This window comes from Lysinibacillus parviboronicapiens, from assembly GCF_003049605.2.
GTDB classification, from domain to species: Bacteria; Bacillota; Bacilli; order Bacillales_A; family Planococcaceae; genus Lysinibacillus; species Lysinibacillus parviboronicapiens.
Genome location: NZ_CP073713.1, coordinates 3172637 through 3190639, shown reverse-complemented (window position 1 = coordinate 3190639; position 18003 = coordinate 3172637). Strand labels below are relative to the sequence as shown.

Here is an 18003-nt window from a genome sequence, read left to right as displayed (position 1 = left end):
GATGACAATTGATATGCATGCATTATTAGAGGAGTCAAAATTGGCGCGTGAAAAGGCGTATGTTCCATATTCAAAATTTAAAGTGGGCGCAGCTCTTTTAACGAAAAATGGCGATGTCATTCACGGCTGTAATATTGAAAATGCAGGTTATAGTATGACCAATTGTGCAGAGCGTACAGCATTTTTTAAAGCAGTATCAGAGGGCATATATGATTTTGAAGCAATCGCAATTGTTGCTGATACGGATGGCCCATGTGCGCCGTGTGGAGCATGCCGTCAAGTGATGATGGAGTTTTGCGGGCCAACTATGCCTGTCTATTTAACAAATTTAAAAGGTGATGTCACGGTAACGTCGGTGGGCGAATTACTACCGTTCGCATTCACAACGGAGGATTTAGAGAATGCTGGAAAATAACACTGGCTTTAAGTCAGGCTTTATCTCAATTATTGGTCGACCAAATGTAGGGAAGTCAACATTTTTAAACCGAGTAATAGGTCAAAAAATTGCCATTATGAGTGATAAGCCACAAACAACACGAAACAAAGTACAAGGTGTACTGACATCAGATGAAAGCCAGATGATTTTTATCGATACGCCTGGGATTCATAAGCCAAAGCATAAGTTAGGCGACTTCATGTTAAAGGTCTCTAAAAACACCTTGCGTGAAGTGGATGTAATTATGTTCATGGTTAACGCAGAGCAGAAGCTTGGAAAGGGAGACGAGTTCATCTTAGAATTGCTAGCAGGTAACCCTACCCCGGTATTCTTAGTTATCAATAAGATTGATCAGGTGCACCCAGATGAATTGATGGGAATAATCGAGAGCTATAAGGAACGCTATGACTTTGCAGAAATAGTGCCTATTTCAGCACTGCAAGGAAATAATGTTGAAAATCTATTGGCTACATTAACGAAATATTTGCCAGAAGGTCCACAGTATTATCCAGCTGACCAAGTAACAGACCACCCAGAGCGATTCATTATTTCAGAGCTTATTCGAGAAAAGGTGTTACATTTAACTCGTGAAGAAATACCGCATTCTATTGCCGTGGTCATCGAAAAAATCCGTCGTGATGAAGAAAATGAAGACAAAATCCATGTGGCAGCGACAATTATCGTTGAACGTGATTCGCAAAAAGGAATTGTCATCGGTAAACGAGGAGCATTATTAAAAGAAGTTGGGATACGTGCACGAAAAGATATCGAAATGCTTCTTGGATCAAAAGTATATCTAGAACTATGGGTTAAGGTGCAGAAGGATTGGCGTAATAAAGCAACACATCTCCGTGATTTTGGTTTCCGTGATGACGAATATTAACAATTATTTTAGTTTGTAGTGTATTCTCACTACTGTAGTCGCTCCAAAATAATACTGATTTTAGACGTAATGATTATATAGTGCGAGAAGGGGCTGTCCAAATACTGATTTGGGGAGCTCTATTTTCTTGTGAATGCTTCAGGGGAAGGGGGAGACTGACTTGCTATATAAATGGGAAGGGATTGTTCTAAAGGCACGAGCATATGGTGAGTCCAACAAAATTGTCACGCTACTGACGCGTGAAGCTGGAAAGGTTGCAACTATGGCACGGGGCGCAAAGAAGCCTTCGAGTAGGTTAGCTGCGGTGACGCAGCCATTCACATACGGCATGTTTATGGTACAACATCATACGGGCATGGGGACATTACAACAAGGCGAACATCTGAATTCCATGCGTCATATTCGTGAGGATATTATGGCAACTGCCTATGCCAGCTATATCATGGAACTGGTAGAGCGTGTGGTGGAAGAAGGGAAGCCAGAGCCGTTTGCGTTTGAAGTGCTGTTACAGGCATTACAGGCGATTGAGGACGGCTATGATCCAGAAGCAATTACGCTGTTTGTAGAGTGGAAAATGCTACCTTATACTGGTGTGCAGCCAATTTTACATGCCTGTGCCACATGTGGTGCAGTAGACGGTGAATTCGCCTTTTCCTTTGCGCAAGGTGGCTTTTTATGTCATCGCTGTTATCGGCATGATCCATATATTATCCGTTTAACACCTACACAACTAAAGCTTATACGAATGTTTTATGCTGTACCAATTGATCAAATTGGTAAACTAGAATTGAAGAAGGAAACAAAATATTTTATCAAAAAAATTATTACAACTATTTATGAGGAACAAACAGGAATTCGCTTTAAGACAAAGAAATTTATCGAGCAACTGGAGAGAACACCTGAGTTACAACCGAGATTAACAAGTACAAATACAGAAATGCCAGAGGAAGATTAACATTCCTCTGGCATTTTTTATCACCTACAATTTCTTAAAATTCATCTTCGTCAGTGGTAACATCATGATAAGCAGCCCATTTACCAGCGATTTTTAGGAATTCAATAAACAGATAAGTCGTTTCACCATTTTTACCAGTTATATGTAAAATAGCTGTCCCTTCCGCTAGAGGAGTAACTTTTAGTGTACTGCCCTCAATTGTTGCCTTCACTGGAATCTTGTATGCAGAATCATAACCATTGTTTAAATCCTCTAATACAACATTCACTGGCTCAAACGATAAATCTTCGCTTGTAAATGTAAGATCATTTGAAAGCTCATAAAGATCGATGCTACGAACAAAATCATACGTATACACATCAGCAGCCATTGTTTGTTGTTGTGTATCATTAGTAAATGTTAAAAGATATTGTCCGTTTTTAAAGATGGACAGTGTTGTTGCATTATTTTTTGTGTCTAAAGCATATAACTCAGGGGATAGGGCTTGACCATCAGCAGTTTGTATAGTTACTTCCGTTGGTACGAATTTTAAATCACTTTCCGCTAGATCTAGAGGAAGATTTTCAATGTGGTCTGTTTCTTGAACTTCTTGCAAAGTTGTTTGTAATTTTCCATTTACATTTTTAACATGAACTAAGAAAAAGACATCCGTAAACTCCTCATTATCCTCAGTAAAACCAGTAATAACTAATTTACCAGTCCCTTCTTTTAAAGGCTTAATCGTTATAGACTCTGACATATCTTGTTCTTCGTCCCAAGCGAATATATCCTCTGCCGGCTCAATGCCACCGTAAGAGGCAAAGATATAATCTTGGTTATAAGTACTAGCATAAATAGTAGCGTTGTTTAGAGTGTTTTCAGCACGAACAACAAAAGTAGCTAATTGTGAGCGTTTTACATTGTTTTGCGGTCCGAATGTAGTAGGTGTAGTTCCTTTTGTGATGTGATTGGCAAATAGCGTTTGAATATAAGGTTCGTATTCACTTCCTGCTTCCACATCAGTAAAAGGAATATCAGTAGTGTCAGCGATTGGTAATTTAAAACCTTTTACTATCATTTTTGACATTTGACCACGTGTAATATTTTTAGTTGGGTAGAAGTAACCATTGGAGCCACTGATGATGCCTGCGTTTGCTAATGCTGCAATCGCTCCATAGTTCTCATCGCCTGGTTGAATATCCTTAAATTGTGGATTTGTGACATTGTTAGTATCAAGATGTAGAATTCCAGCTAAAATTTTCGCTGCTTGTGTACGAGTAATCGAATTTGCTGGTTTGAATGTGCCATCTGGGTAGCCAGAAATGATACCTCGTTGTGCTAGGTTAAGAATAGCTTTGCCTTCCTCTGTAGATGCATTGATATCGGGGAATGATGTAGCAGCTTGTGCTGGGGTAGTAATGACAATAGCGCTAGTCGCTAAAGTTGCAGCTAAAGCCATTTGATAAAAACGATGTGTATTCACTTAATTTCCTCCAAAAAATAGATGTACATTATAGTACTGTCTGCGATAGTGAACCGTTAACAAATTCAAACTTCCGGACGCCTGAAAAAGTACGGCGGTATACCTTAAAAATGTTAAATTATTGTTTTTCAACATTCAACATTAACTATAATACTTTATTTATATCAAAATGTTGAAGGTGAGAATAGAGGGAATTTTATCCTCTCAACATAAAGTAAGAGTGAAGTTGAATAAAAACTGAAAAAATATACAGTACTAGACAATTTACCGAAAGCAAAAGTATTTGTTTGAAAAATAGAAATAAACGCTTATACGGTAACGATAAAGGAAAAAAATCATATTTCTTAGAAATTTATTTATAACAAAAAAATGTTTTTTAATAATAATAATATCTTTTTTTCTTGATTGATAGGTATATATGTATAATATTTTCAGAAAATAAATCTGAGTAAAATGGAAATTTATAAGCCAAAAGAAATGATTATGAAAAGGGTTTTTAATATAAGCATAGTATTAACTAATCATTTCAGTCCCATATACTAGTTGAAAAGGTATTTTAACCTATGATATTGTAAGGAATATAGATAATTATATTTATGCTATTCTTGTATAATTTATACGTATTGTACCAGTTGAAAATTAGTTTCATTATTTATAATATATCTGACATGCATATAAAAAATGTAAAACATGCCTCTATCAGCAAAACGTATGAAAACTACGTTTATTAGAACAACGCAGTCCAATGGAAAAGGGAGGGAGGTCACATAATGCTGGAACATTGCGTATGTGGCAAAAAATGTGCTAAGAAAAGTGACATTAAGTATTGATGAAGTGAAAGCGGATGATATTTTAGCAGAAGATATTTTTTCCGAGTACCGCCTATTAGCTAAAAGAGATTTAGTGTTAACAGAGCGGATTATTGCATTACTCAAGCTTAGAAAAGTAGAAGAATTATCAGTTTATTTGCCTTCAGATTCAGTACGAATTGTCCATGATTTAGGTGCACAGCGTACAAGGGAGTACGAGGATGTATTTGCACCACTCATAGAGAAAAAGGAAGAGATTGATGAATATAAAGAAGCGGTAAACAATCTTTTTATGACAACTTTAGAAAATGTTGTTCATGAATTGCGTTATGGCCAAATTTTAAAAAGTATACAGGATACTTCCTATGTGAGAAATATTTTTGAACAGATTCTGGCAGAAAAGCATCGCTATGACTTACTGATGCGATTAAGGGAATGGGATGAGTATTCATTTGTTCATTCATTTGACGTATTCGTACTAGGTACAATTTTTGCGCGTCATTTAGGCTTAACAGATATTGAAACACTTGCAAGAGGCTATTTATTCCACGATATTGGAAAGTTATTTATTCCCCAAGAAATCTTGAATTTAAAGCGAAAACTATCTGAAGATGAATTTGAAATTGTTAAATTGCATACTACAAAAGGCTTTGAGTTACTTGTCGAGAATGGCGAAGAAGATATTGCCTATTTGGCACGTGACCATCATGAACGCTTTGCTGGGAAAGGTTATCCTAATCATCTTTGTGCAGATGAAATGAGTGAGGGTGTTCAGTTATTACAAATAATAGATGTGTATTCCGCCATGACATCGAAACGTGTGTATCATACAGGGTATGGTGCGACAGATGCGTTAGCTGTTTTATATCGTGATCGTCATTTGTATAACGAAAAGTTTATGCATAAATTTGTAGAGTGTCTAGGGATTTATCCTGTGAATTCAGTGGTGCTACTTTCCGATTATCGACGGGCGCAAGTAGAGCTTGTCTATGATTTATTCCCGACGCTACCGAAAGTAAAATTGCTAGATGAGCAAACGTCTATGAATTTACCTTTGAATTATAGTATAAAAATTGCTGAAATGATTGACTATCGTGTAAATAGTTTTGAGGAAATATTTAACTTATTTGTTGAGCAACTTATACGTTGTGATGAAGATAAATTAAGAGGTCATTTTAATAAATTAATCGATCATTTGCATCCAAAAGAAATAGTTTTGAAAATCTTCTTACCTGCTTTCCGAATTTTGCGACTATTAACAAGGGAAATTCAAACCGATATGACGAAGTATAGAAATTCTATAAATATTTTAAAGATATTGTTAGAAGAGCAGCTAAATGTTTTGTACATGGATTATCAGCATGATAAAACGACAGTTTTAGTGGTGGAGACAACACTTCGCGAAAATTTTTTCATTAAATTAGTTCAGAGTATTTTGTATATTGATAAAATCGTGCCATTCTTTATTAATCCAGGTGATGATCAGCGGATTACACAGCTTATGGAGCACTGTGAGGTAAATGTAGCCTATTTTATTGAAGATGAGTTAACAATGGAAAAAAGAGTGCGTCCGATGCGAGAAGGCACATTTCTTTATTACTCCTTAAAAGATATTGAAGAGTTGCTTGTTAGTTTAGTAGGGACGAGTATGAAAAAATTTTCCTTTGAAGAAAAAATGCAAGAACGTTTGTTTACAAAATTAAAGGCATAAGAAAGAGGGAGTCACATGGTGTGACTCCCTTGCTTTTTACCATCCATATAGAATATCAGCGATAAGTATCCGAAGACTACTGTTGTCAAAGTGTTCGCATCCATTAATACGCATGTGCACTAAAATTGAAGATGTTTTTCGATATATGCCTTAACATCAGCGATTGGCATACGAACTTGTTCCATAGAGTCACGGTGACGTACTGTTACTTGACCATCTTCTTTTGAATCAAAATCGTATGTGATACAGAAAGGTGTACCGATTTCATCTTGACGACGGTAGCGTTTACCAATTGATTGTGATTCATCATAGTCTACCGGGAATGCTTTGCGAAGCTCTGACCAAACATCTCCAGCTTCATCCGATAATTTTTTAGAAAGTGGTAACACTGCCGCTTTAAATGGTGCAAGAGCTGGATGGAAACGTAATACTGTACGCTTATCATCTCCTTCTAGCTCCTCTTCATCATAGGCATCACATAAGAAAGCTAATGTTACACGGTCTGCCCCTAATGATGGTTCAATACAATATGGTACATAGCGTTCATTTGTGACAGGATCAATATACGTGAAATCTTCACCAGAATGCTCCATGTGTTGTTTTAAGTCGTAGTCTGTACGATCAGCTACTCCCCAAAGCTCGCCCCAACCAAACGGGAATTTAAACTCGATATCTGTTGTTGCGTTTGAGTAGTGGGATAATTCATCGTCTTCGTGGTCACGAAGGCGCATTGAATCTTCGTTCATACCTAAGTTCAGTAACCAGTTTTTACAAAATTCTTTCCAATATGCATGCCACTCAAGGTCTTCACCTGGTTTACAGAAGAATTCAAGCTCCATCTGTTCAAATTCACGTGTACGGAATGTGAAGTTACCTGGTGTAATCTCGTTACGGAATGATTTACCAATTTGTGCAATACCAAATGGTGTACGTTTACGCATAGAGCGTTGAACATTCTTGAAGTTTACGAAAATACCTTGTGCTGTCTCTGGACGGAGGTAAATTTCGTTTGTAGAAGATTCTGTTACACCTTGGAATGTTTTGAACATTAAATTAAATTGGCGAATATCTGTGAAATCAGCTTTACCGCAATCAGGGCAAACGACGTCGTATTTCACCATTGTTTCTTTCATTTGTTCGAACGTCATTCCGTCGACAATGATTTCATCGCCTTTTGCTAAAGCAGCATCTTCGATGATTTTATCAGCTCGGTGACGTGCTTTACATGCTTTACAGTCCACCATTGGATCGTTGAAATTTCCTACGTGGCCAGAAGCAACCCATGCTTTTGGGTTCATTAGAATTGCAGCGTCAATACCTACATTATGTTCAGATTCTTGGACGAATTTTTGCCACCAAGCTTTTTTTACGTTATTTTTTAATTCAACACCAAGCGGACCGTAATCCCAAGTGTTTGCTAAGCCTCCATAGATTTCAGATCCAGGGAAGACAAAGCCTCGATGCTTTGCTAAAGATACAATAGTTTCCATTGATTTGTTAGCCATTTAAATAGCCTCCTTAATTGTTTTACATAAAATGAGTGAGGAGTTTAATCAGATACACTTAAGTGCAGGTTGTTGTGCTGCATTCGGCGTCATCCTCGTTAAACTAAAATAGCACCCGTCTCCGGGCACAAATAATGCCCAGGGACGAGTGCTAATACCCGCGGTTCCACCCTGATTGTTTTAAACGTCTTGTTTAAAACCTCTTTTTAATAAGTTAGCTCAAGGAGTGCCTTTTCTCTGTTACTGTGTAGACTTTCACCATCTTCTACTCGCTTTTAGAAAGAACAGATACTTTTTTCCTATCATCGCTTGTATAACGCAATATCGCTCGAAAATACATGTAGAGCTAGCGTCTGTGTCAATATTGTAGCATGTAGTTCTTTTCTTCGCAATAACCATTAAAATAGTATATAATAATTGAGCATGAGTATAACACTATTAGAGTTGAGGCGGTGAGTCCAATCGAACTCAATAAACGTCAGGAAGACATTTTACAAATTGTGAAAGAAAACGGCCCGATTACAGGCGAACATATTGCAGAACGTCTTAATCTGACAAGAGCGACATTAAGACCAGATTTAGCTATACTGACAATGGCGGGCTTTTTAGATGCAAGACCACGTGTTGGCTATTTCTATTCAGGTAAAAAAACGTCCGTTACGATGACGGACAGCATCAACAATTTAAAAGTAAAAGATTTTCACTCCGGCCCAGTTGTTGTACCCGAAACAATGACTGTGTATGATGCGATTTGCTTCATGTTTTCGGAGGATGTGGGGACCCTCTTTGTCGTAGATAAGAACGAATTTTTGACAGGAGTGTTGTCTCGTAAGGATTTACTGCGTACAAGTATTGGCACGCAGGATTTAAATAAAATTCCTGTACATATTATTATGACGAGAATGCCAAATATTTCGTACTGTGAAAGATCTGATTCGTTAATTGTCGCAGCGAATAAACTAATTGAGCGTGAAGTTGATTCGTTACCAGTAATAGAACCACAAGAGGGTGGCCTAACGATTGTTGGGCGTCTCACAAAAACGACGATTACACGTGCTTTCTTATCACTTGCACAAAATGTCTGAAATTGAGGGGAACAGCATGAAGAAACTTCGAGTTTTTGTCGTTTCCGATTCCGTCGGTGAAACGGGTGACCAAGTAGCAAAAGCCGTTATTAGTCAATTCCGACCAGGTTTAGAAAAAACGATTATTCGTCGTTTTCCACATATTCAATCTGAAGAACTTGTACGAAAAATTGTATGCCTAGCAGCGAAACAGAAGGCCTTCATTATTTATACACTTGTTCGACAGGAGATGCGTTCGTTATTACATGAATTGTGTGAAAAAGAAAAAGTACATGCGGTCGATATATTGGGAACTGCACTGAAATCTATGGCTACGTTTATGGAAGAGATTCCACTAGAAACACCAGGTATTGTACATCAGCTTGATGATGATTACTTTAAAAAAATTGAAGCAATTGAATTTGCGGTGAAATATGATGATGGTCGAGATCCGCGTGGTTTATTACAAGCTGACATTGTGTTAGTTGGGGTTTCTCGTACTTCGAAAACGCCCCTTTCGCAATATTTAGCACATAAACGTTATAAGGTGGCGAACGTACCTTTAGTCCCAGAAGTGGAGCCACCAGAAGAATTATTACAAATAGATCCCAGAAAATGTTTTGGCTTAATTATTTCTCCTGATAAATTAAACTATATTAGAAAAGAAAGATTAATGTCTTTAGGATTAAATGATGATGCTATCTATGCGCAACACACGCGTATTTTAGAAGAAATTCAACATTTTGAAAAAATTGTCGGTAAAATTGGTTGTAAAGTTATTGATGTGACCAATAAAGCAGTAGAAGAAACAGCGAATGAAATTATCGAACATCTTACAAATTGTCAATAAGAAACAAAGTTCAGTAAACCACCTCGGTTTGTTAGAGGCGGTTTTTTTGAGTCGGTATTGAAAATAGTATAGATAAAAACTAATTTTTGTTTTATAATAATAAAATTGTGGTAAAAATATTTAAAAAGAGAAAATTCCTATTTTTTTGTCGAGAAATAAAGGATTTTTAAAACGGATAGCGAATTGTGTTCTAGAACGTAACTTAAAGATGGTGATGAATATGGCAGGGAAGATTCCTGAAGAAGTGATTGAACAGATTCGGACACAATCGGATATTGTGGATGTCATTAGCGAATATATGCAACTCACAAAGCGTGGGCGTAATTGGTTTGGACTCTGTCCATTTCATGGAGAACAAACACCATCTTTTTCTGTTTCTACAGACAAGCAGATTTTCCATTGCTTTGGTTGCGGGGCAGGCGGTAATGCTATTACTTTCGTCATGGACATTGAGGGTATAACTTTCCCAGACGCAGTTGTGAAACTTGGTGAACGTGCTGGCATACATTTAGATGTTGGTCCAAGTTTACCTGAAATGACGAAAACAGTCTCAAAAGCAGAAGAGCGCATGAAAGAAGCACATGCTTTTGCAGCGGATTTTTTCCATCATTTACTGTTGAACACAGAAGATGGTGAAGAGCCTTTAAATTATTTGCTAGAAAGAGGATTTACAAGGGAACTTATCGAATCTAATAGCATTGGATGGTCTCTCCCAAGCTTTGATGCTTTAACGATATTGCTTGAAAGAAAAGGTTATAACTTACAAGAAATCGCTGATAGTGGTTTAATTATCAAACGTGATGGGGAAGAACGCTATTTTGATCGATTTAGAGGACGTATTATGTTTCCGATTCGTGATGAGAATGGAAAAATCATTGCATTCTCAGGACGAATACTTTCATCGACAGGTGAAGAGGCAAAATATTTAAATAGTCCAGAATCACCAATTTTTCATAAGAGTGAAGTACTTTATAACCTAGATAAGGCACGAACCTCTATTCGAAAAAATCGTCAAGTAGTATTGATGGAAGGTTTTATGGATGTTTTAGCAGCTAGTTCAGCTGGTGTAATGAATGCTGTCGCAACAATGGGTACTTCGCTTACGAATCAGCATATCACAAAGCTAAAGCGCTTAGTAGAGCAAGTTACGATTTGCTATGACGGTGATAATGCTGGGTTTGATGCGGCGAAGAGAGCGGCACAGTTATTACAAACTGAACGCATGAAAGTAGATATTGCAGTGTTACCTGACAAACAAGACCCCGATGAATATATTCGGAGTCTTGGTGGACAAGCCTTTAAAGAACAAATTTTGGAAAATCCACATGCGTATATTGCTTTTATGATGATGCATGCTAGACGCAATAAGAATTTTCAGTTTGAAAATGATACGCTTCAATATATTCAAGAAGTGCTCGAACAACTAGTAGGTAGATCCTCACCGGTGGAACGAGACTTGTATATAAGGCAGCTATCGAATGAAACAAATATTTCGGAAGAAGCGATTTATGCTCAATTTCGAAAAATAGAGGCAAGTCAGGTACGCTCTGCAAAAGTAGAGCTACCAGAACAAGTGCCTTCAATGCCAGTCACGCAGCAACAAAAGCCTATGGACGCAGCCGAACGTGCCGAACGTTTATTACTGGCTCATATGCTTCATAATATAGATGTAGTGGACAGGGTATTACGTAATGAACAAAGAGAGCCTTTTGTACGAGATGCGTATTTGGCTGTTTTTGTTCGATTAGTAGGTTTTTATGAGGAATACGGTCATTCAGATTATCAGCGTTTTGTAGAGATTCTAGATGACGCTGAATTACGAAAATTAGTTATGGAAGCTGCATTAGTAGAGCGAGACCCTGATCAAGCAGAGGCAGAGGTTACGGATTCTATACGTCAGTTGCAGAAATATCGAATTGAGCAAGAAATTCAACAAAAGATGCATGAGTCAAAGGAAGCGGAGAAGATGCATGAGTATGCGCGTGCACTTGAAATCGCCCAACAGATTATTCATTTAAGAAAATCGTTATCGGCGATTTAACCCGATTCGGTTGTTTAGAAGGAGGAAGGTTTATGGCGGACAAGTCTGAACGTTCAAAAGAGGTAGAAGTAGAAATTACATTAGATGAAGCAAAAAAATTGCTTCAAGAAAAGGCGAAAACAGAAGGTGAAATTTCAATGAAAGAAATTTCAGAGAAATTATTACCTTACGAATTGGAAAACGAAGAGGTTTTTCACTTCGCCGAAGATCTTGAAAAACATAAAGACATTCAAATCATTGGTAAAGAAGAATTTGAAGAAGAAAGTCTAATGAAAGAAGAAGCAAGTGAAGAGACTTTCGACTTAAATGATTTGAGCGTACCACCCGGCGTGAAGATAAATGATCCCGTTCGTATGTACTTGAAAGAAATTGGTCGAGTTGATTTACTTTCTGCCGAGCAAGAAATTGCCTTAGCAGAACGCATTGAACAAGGTGATGAAGAAGCTCGTAAACGTCTAGCAGAAGCTAACTTACGTCTAGTTGTGTCGATTGCGAAACGTTATGTTGGTCGTGGTATGTTGTTCCTTGATTTAATTCAAGAAGGGAATATGGGACTTATTAAGGCAGTTGAAAAGTTCGACTATCGCAAAGGTTTTAAATTCTCGACATATGCAACATGGTGGATTCGTCAGGCAATTACACGTGCAATTGCTGACCAAGCACGAACAATCCGTATTCCTGTGCATATGGTAGAAACAATCAACAAACTAATTCGTGTACAACGTCAATTACTTCAGGACTTAGGACGTGAGCCTTCTCCAGAGGAAATTGGAGAAGAAATGGATTTAACGCCTGAAAAAGTACGTGAAATTTTAAAAATTGCGCAAGAACCAGTATCTCTTGAAACGCCAATCGGGGAAGAAGACGATTCACACTTAGGTGACTTCATCGAGGATTCAGAAGCGCAATCTCCTTCTGACCATGCAGCATATGAACTGTTAAAAGAACAATTAGAAGATGTTTTAGATACATTAACTGACCGTGAAGAAAATGTACTACGTCTACGATTTGGTTTAGATGATGGACGTACACGCACTCTTGAAGAAGTAGGGAAAGTATTCGGTGTAACACGTGAACGTATACGTCAAATTGAAGCTAAAGCGCTTCGTAAATTACGTCACCCTTCCCGCAGTAAACGATTAAAAGATTTCTTAGAATAAATTTCAATATAAAGTTACCTTTCAAATAAGGTAGTCCACTGAAAGTCCATATCGTTTCATGTTACGAGGTATTCGACGATTTGATCGTTTGAATACCTCGCTTTTTTTCATTTGGCACCCGAAACTCCCCTGTTGTTTCGAAGCACTCCACTCGCTTTCCGTGGGCGAGCCCGAGCCTCCACCTATGCTTCGCTGCGGGGTCTCGTCTGTCTTGCTATCACCGTACAGTCAAGGGGGAAAAAAGCAAAGGAATAGGGCACTTCTTGTTCAATTTCGAACAGAAAGTGCCCTATTTTAATTTGAAGGACAACAAAATGTAAGTCTTTCAGTGCCTAAGGACTTAGCGTGAATGTTTCTTGTTTGGAAATTATGGACAGCATCATCTTGCATTAGTCCTTTCAATAGAAAGTGGTAGATATGAATCGGAAAGGATGAAAACTCAGAAAAAACGATAAAGTTAGTTGATGTGAGTGTAGGCAGTGACTCATGAGGGAACTAGGGAACCCGCAGGAACGTTAGCGACCAGGAGGCACAAGGTTCGCCCCAGGAAAGCGTCCGCTGTAACGGAAATCAACGCCATCAAAGAAAAAGCCATGGCAGGAATGATTTATCGTTTCCGAATGGCGAAAATTCATTTTATGGATTTTTTCAGTGCGCTCCTCATTGGGAGGTATCTCTTATATAGAAATATAAAAGTACTAGCACCTACGTAGGGTGTTTGCTAAGCAGGTCTTGGCGGAAATAAGCTGACATATGTAATTTTGCAAAAGAATATTGCCTTGATGAAACAACTATACTTGAAAATTAAATAAAAACGTTACTAACGATATGCATGGTCATAAAAATACCACATTAGAACGGGGCATAAGTTCTCCTATTTGCGACTTTTTACAGATGCCCTTTTGCCGCTTGTGAGATAAAATTGTAGTACAACCATTATTAAGCAATGTTTGGAGAATACACTATGACAAATCCTCGAAAAAAAATAATCTTAAATGAGATTTTGTTTTGGAAGCAAAATAAACTATTACCAGAGCATTACTGCGATTTTTTAGCAACACTTTATGCAGAAGGAACAGACTTGGAGGAGCTAGAGTTTGCGTCTCATAAACAGGCTGTTATACCCTTAGAAAAACGAAAAATGATATTCTTATTAGGAACTCTATGTATTAGCGTAATTGCACTCTTATATGTCTATTTTACAGTTCCTTCTTTAACAATGATTTTAACGTTTATTGTAGCTAGTGCATCGATTACGTTATTCATAATAGCGTTCAGAGTAGTGAAGCAACATAATTTGCTCGCTCCTATACTCCATATTATTGCCGCTATTTTGTTATTTAGTGTTTCAATTCGCATCTGTACTACATATTTTAGTGGGAATAATATTGCATTATTTGGTTTGATTGCAGCAAATTGTGGTGTGTGGCTGTGGTCAGGCATAAAAATGAAGCTACTTTATTTCACAGTCTCTGGTGTTCTAGGGTTAATTGCACTAATTGGCTATTATATCATAAACTTAACATAAACCTATCCTTCCTTTGATATCAGCTCAAAGGAGGGTATTTTATTTTTCTAAAATAGTAGTATGGCTTTTTTTATAAGCAGAAACAAAAGGAAAAAACAGTAGAAATACATATTAAAAATATATTGAAATAATAGTATGGCTTATTTAGTGAAAAAGTAATTAGAAATTTGCGTCACAGTGATTCAAAAGACTGGATATACTATTTCATTAGGAATTGTGTTTTTTTGAACATGTTTTTGGTCGACATAAAAAAATCATGATAGTTTTAGGTATATGAAAGCGCTGAAAGTGGAAAGATAGTTTCGAGAAGATTGGACGATTAACGATTGGAAAAGCTATATTAGAAGTCCAAAATATGGGGATAGCAAGTCATATTTTATCCAATTGATACAGAAATGTCGAATTTGTTACAAACAAAGGAAAACTTAGCGAATAGGGCTTTTCGTTTCCTGTTTAATGCAGTACAATATTAGATGTTGACTGATTCTATATTATAATAGAAGTAGATTTAAAAATGAGGAGGGGAAACACATGAAAAACAATCCAGTCGTTCCTTACATCTTAATTCTGGCATTTGGTATTGGTCTTATTTTCTTCATGTCTTTACAAGGCGCAGATAACAAGAAAGAAATTGCTGCTGAACATGAGGGTGGTGGCGACACTACAGAAGCTACTGATGATGGTTCTGCATTAGTACAATCTTGTATCGGTTGTCACGGTGGTGACTTAACTGGTGGTGTTGGTCCAAACCTACACGGTTTAGATGAAGCTCATATCGTAGATGTATTAACAAACGGTATCGAAGGTACACCAATGACTCCAGGAATGAAAAATGAAGCGGAAGCAAAAGCAATCGCTGAATACATTTCTACTCTAAAATAGTTTGACAATGGCTGTACTAAAAGTGTTTTCACACTTTTGGTACAGCCTCTATTATTTTGATGGAGTTGCTCAAAATTTGAGACAGCTCCATTTGTTTTTTCTTACGACATCATACATACTAGAGTAGACTCTATATAAGGTAGGCGGTTAAAAATGAACGCACAAAAATTATCAAAAAGATTAGAAACAGTGGCGAAATTTGTGCCAACAGGTGCGGTTGTTGCTGATATAGGTAGTGATCATGCCTATTTGCCTTGCTATTTAATTCATAAAGGTATTGCTTCTTCCGCAGTAGCAGGTGAAGTAGTCAAAGGTCCATTTGAATCAGCTGTTGGACAAGTACAAAAAGAAGGTTTAACAGAAAAAATTACTGTGAGACTAGCAGACGGCTTAGCGGCAGTGGAAGAGACAGATCATGTTGACACAATTACAATTGCAGGTATGGGTGGACCTCTGATTGTATCGATTTTAGAAAAACATCCAAAAAGCCTAGACGGCGTTACACGTCTTATTTTACAGCCAAATATTCATGCAAAAGTCATTCGTGAATGGGCATTAGTGAATAATTGGGCAATCCTTGATGAAGATATTCTTGAAGAAGACGATAAAATTTATGAAATTCTCGTATTGCAACGTGGACCGATGAAGCTAACAGCTTCAGAACTTTTATTTGGACCGAAATTAATGTTGCGTAAAATGCCAGCATTTATAAAAAAATGGACGCGTGAAAAAGAAAACTGGCAGCGTGTTTTACATTCTATTGAAGGAGCAGAGCAAACACCTGAAATTGCTGAAAAACGCGCAGAGTTACTAGGGCAATTAAAGTTAGTGGAAGGGGTTTTATAAGTTGAAGACAGAAAACGGTCAGGAAATCATTCAATTGTTTGAATCATGGTCACCTAAAAAACTAGCATGCATGGAAAATGATCCAATTGGACTCGCAATTGGCACACTAAATAAACCAGTAACTAAAGTTTTAGTGACATTGGATGTTAACGAAGCAGTAGCGGATGAAGCCATCGCTCAAGGCTGTGAGCTTATAATCGCGCATCACCCGCCCATATTTAGACGTCTTGCCAATATTCGTACCGATAACCCAGCGGGACAATTATACGAAAAGCTTATCAAGCATGATATTGCAGTCTACGCTGCTCATACGAATCTAGATGTAGCAAATGGAGGTGTCAATGATTTACTTGCTGATGCACTGCAACTTGAAAACCGTTCTATATTAGAAGAAACATATGCAGAGGATGTACTTAAACTGGTTGTTTTTATTCCTACTGCCAATGCAGAAGAATTACGTGAGGCACTAGCAAAGGCTGGCGCAGGGCGTTTAGGGTCCTATGAGGCATGTAGTTATACATCGGTCGGAGAAGGGCGTTTCCGTGCACGAGATGGAGCGAATCCGCATGTAGGATTAATTGGAGAGTTGCATGTCGAGCGTGAAGTAAAGGTGGAAGTCGTATTCCCAGCCTCTCTCAAAAATCGTTTATTAAAGGCGATGTTAAATGTGCATCCCTACGAGGAACCTGCATATGATGTGATTCGTTTGGACCAACAAACGAATATTATGGGCTTAGGACGTGTCGGTTATTTACCACAAGAAATGACGCTCCATGAGTTTGCAGAGTTTGTAAAGCAGCAGTTAGATGTGCCAACAGTACGTGTTGTTGGTGATTTACAATCGAAGGTTAAAAAGATAGCACTTGTTGGTGGGGACGGCAATAAATATATTTATACGGCAAAACGTGCAGGGGCAGATGTGTTTTTAACAGGTGATATGTATTTCCATACTGCACAAGATGCACAAGCAATCGGTCTACAAATCGTGGACCCAGGACATCATGTAGAAAAAGTGATGATTGCAGGCGTAGCTAAAAAAATGGCAGACATGTGTAAAGATAAAAATTTTACAGTAGAATTTGTTCAAACTACCATTGATACAGAACCATTTTTATTTGTCTAAGAGAGGGGAATTTAGTGTGGGAAATAGGCGACCCGCGGGCAATAACACTGGTAAGTTATGGATTATTATTGGCCTAATGATTGCTGTATTTGGGGGCGGCATGACGTTGATGACCAATAATATGAATGATAAGAAAATAGATACGATGACACAGCAATGTGAGAATGATGGTGGTAAGGCCATTGTCTCAAAGGAAAAAAACTTTTTATCAACAAGCTATTCATTTGAATGTAAACAATAGAAGAACAAAAGGCTGGATTATACAATCTTGGTAATTCAGTCTTTTTGTCAATATATTGTGCAAGTTTGTAGTGATGGGATGTTGGGAAAGTACAGAGAGGAGAGAGTGATGTTGTTTATCCGGTTAACAAAGGAACAACAAGAACTTATAATAGCTGACATTCAAAGTTTTTTTTATAATAATCGTGACGAGGATATTACGGAATTTGAGGCTGAACGAGTATTTGATTTTATGAAGGAATATGTGGCACCTCATATTTATAATGCAGCGATTTCTGATGCGAAATACGTAATGGAAAGACAGCTCTCTACAATTGAAGATGAACTAGCTTCTTTAGAACGTCCGATAAAAATAAAATGAATTACCTGAAGAGACGCAATTGTACAAAGAGTTGTGTCTTTTTTCGTTTAGAAAAGTAAAAAAATTCAAAACGAAACAATTGACAATAATGTTTAATGTATGATAAATTTATCTCGAATTAAAGATAAAAGAATTAAAAGTAAATTC

At 37.5% G+C, this 18003-nt stretch carries 16 protein-coding genes and 1 other annotated feature; of the genes, 14 read left to right on the top strand and 2 right to left on the bottom strand.

The features are described from left to right. The first annotated feature begins 1 nt into the window (after position 1). The 3 genes from C9J31_RS15360 to recO all read left to right on the top strand — a co-directional run bounded on the left by C9J31_RS15360 (position 2) and on the right by recO (position 2274). Positions 2 to 415 (top strand): cytidine deaminase, encoded by a 414-nt coding sequence (locus C9J31_RS15360; RefSeq protein ID WP_107926673.1) that lies wholly within the window; start codon positions 2 to 4, stop codon positions 413 to 415. After that, positions 402 to 1319: a GTPase Era gene (era, locus tag C9J31_RS15355; protein WP_107926675.1), complete on the top strand. Its 918-nt coding sequence runs from the start codon at positions 402 to 404 to the stop codon at positions 1317 to 1319. Before C9J31_RS15360 ends, era begins: the two co-directional genes overlap by 14 nt. 160 nt (positions 1320 to 1479) lie before the next feature. Continuing rightward, positions 1480 to 2274: a DNA repair protein RecO gene (recO, locus tag C9J31_RS15350; RefSeq protein ID WP_107926677.1), complete on the top strand. Its 795-nt coding sequence runs from the start codon at positions 1480 to 1482 to the stop codon at positions 2272 to 2274. A gap of 34 nt (positions 2275 to 2308) precedes the next feature. Here the strand turns inward: recO and C9J31_RS15345 are convergent, their stop codons facing one another. Then, positions 2309 to 3736, bottom strand: coding sequence for an S-layer homology domain-containing protein (locus C9J31_RS15345; protein ID WP_107950248.1), 1428 nt, complete (start codon positions 3734 to 3736; stop codon positions 2309 to 2311). A gap of 801 nt (positions 3737 to 4537) precedes the next feature. Here C9J31_RS15345 and C9J31_RS15340 point away from each other — a divergent pair. Beyond that, complete coding sequence (locus tag C9J31_RS15340; protein WP_107924642.1) at positions 4538 to 6256, top strand: HD-GYP domain-containing protein; 1719 nt, start codon at positions 4538 to 4540, stop codon at positions 6254 to 6256. Positions 6257 to 6375: 119 nt separating this feature from the next. Here the strand turns inward: C9J31_RS15340 and C9J31_RS15335 are convergent, their stop codons facing one another. Beyond that, a complete protein-coding gene (locus tag C9J31_RS15335; RefSeq protein ID WP_107950245.1) occupies positions 6376 to 7761 on the bottom strand; it encodes a glycine--tRNA ligase in 1386 nt (461 codons plus the stop codon). A 137-nt stretch (positions 7762 to 7898) separates the two neighbouring features. Continuing rightward, positions 7899 to 8076, bottom strand: a binding site (T-box leader). Positions 8077 to 8213: 137 nt separating this feature from the next. On the opposite strand from C9J31_RS15335, the gene ccpN reads away from it, so the two are divergent. From ccpN to C9J31_RS15285, 10 genes are all read left to right on the top strand, one after another. Continuing rightward, positions 8214 to 8846, top strand: coding sequence for a transcriptional regulator CcpN (ccpN, locus tag C9J31_RS15330; protein WP_107924544.1), 633 nt, complete (start codon positions 8214 to 8216; stop codon positions 8844 to 8846). Positions 8847 to 8862: 16 nt separating this feature from the next. Continuing rightward, positions 8863 to 9675 carry a pyruvate, water dikinase regulatory protein gene (locus C9J31_RS15325; protein WP_107950243.1) on the top strand — a complete coding sequence of 271 codons (813 nt, stop codon included), beginning with the start codon at positions 8863 to 8865 and terminating at the stop codon, positions 9673 to 9675. 220 nt (positions 9676 to 9895) lie between these two features. Continuing rightward, complete coding sequence (dnaG, locus tag C9J31_RS15320; RefSeq protein ID WP_238602129.1) at positions 9896 to 11716, top strand: DNA primase; 1821 nt, start codon at positions 9896 to 9898, stop codon at positions 11714 to 11716. A gap of 32 nt (positions 11717 to 11748) precedes the next feature. Beyond that, the gene (gene rpoD / locus C9J31_RS15315; protein WP_107924547.1) at positions 11749 to 12876 is read left to right on the top strand and encodes an RNA polymerase sigma factor RpoD; all 1128 of its coding nucleotides are present in this window, start codon (positions 11749 to 11751) and stop codon (positions 12874 to 12876) included. 964 nt (positions 12877 to 13840) lie between these two features. Then, positions 13841 to 14404 carry a hypothetical protein gene (locus C9J31_RS15310; RefSeq protein ID WP_107924548.1) on the top strand — a complete coding sequence of 188 codons (564 nt, stop codon included), beginning with the start codon at positions 13841 to 13843 and terminating at the stop codon, positions 14402 to 14404. A 531-nt stretch (positions 14405 to 14935) separates the two neighbouring features. Continuing rightward, complete coding sequence (gene cccA / locus C9J31_RS15305) at positions 14936 to 15286, top strand: cytochrome c550 (protein ID WP_107950238.1); 351 nt, start codon at positions 14936 to 14938, stop codon at positions 15284 to 15286. Between the two features lie 153 nt (positions 15287 to 15439). Beyond that, a complete protein-coding gene (locus tag C9J31_RS15300; RefSeq protein WP_107924549.1) occupies positions 15440 to 16132 on the top strand; it encodes a tRNA (adenine(22)-N(1))-methyltransferase in 693 nt (230 codons plus the stop codon). A gap of 1 nt (position 16133) precedes the next feature. Then, the gene (locus tag C9J31_RS15295) at positions 16134 to 17255 is read left to right on the top strand and encodes a Nif3-like dinuclear metal center hexameric protein (protein WP_107950236.1); all 1122 of its coding nucleotides are present in this window, start codon (positions 16134 to 16136) and stop codon (positions 17253 to 17255) included. 16 nt (positions 17256 to 17271) lie between these two features. Then, positions 17272 to 17496, top strand: coding sequence for a hypothetical protein (locus C9J31_RS15290; protein ID WP_107950234.1), 225 nt, complete (start codon positions 17272 to 17274; stop codon positions 17494 to 17496). Between the two features lie 111 nt (positions 17497 to 17607). Next, complete coding sequence (locus C9J31_RS15285; RefSeq protein ID WP_107950313.1) at positions 17608 to 17856, top strand: DUF2164 domain-containing protein; 249 nt, start codon at positions 17608 to 17610, stop codon at positions 17854 to 17856. Positions 17857 to 18003: the final 147 nt, after the last annotated feature.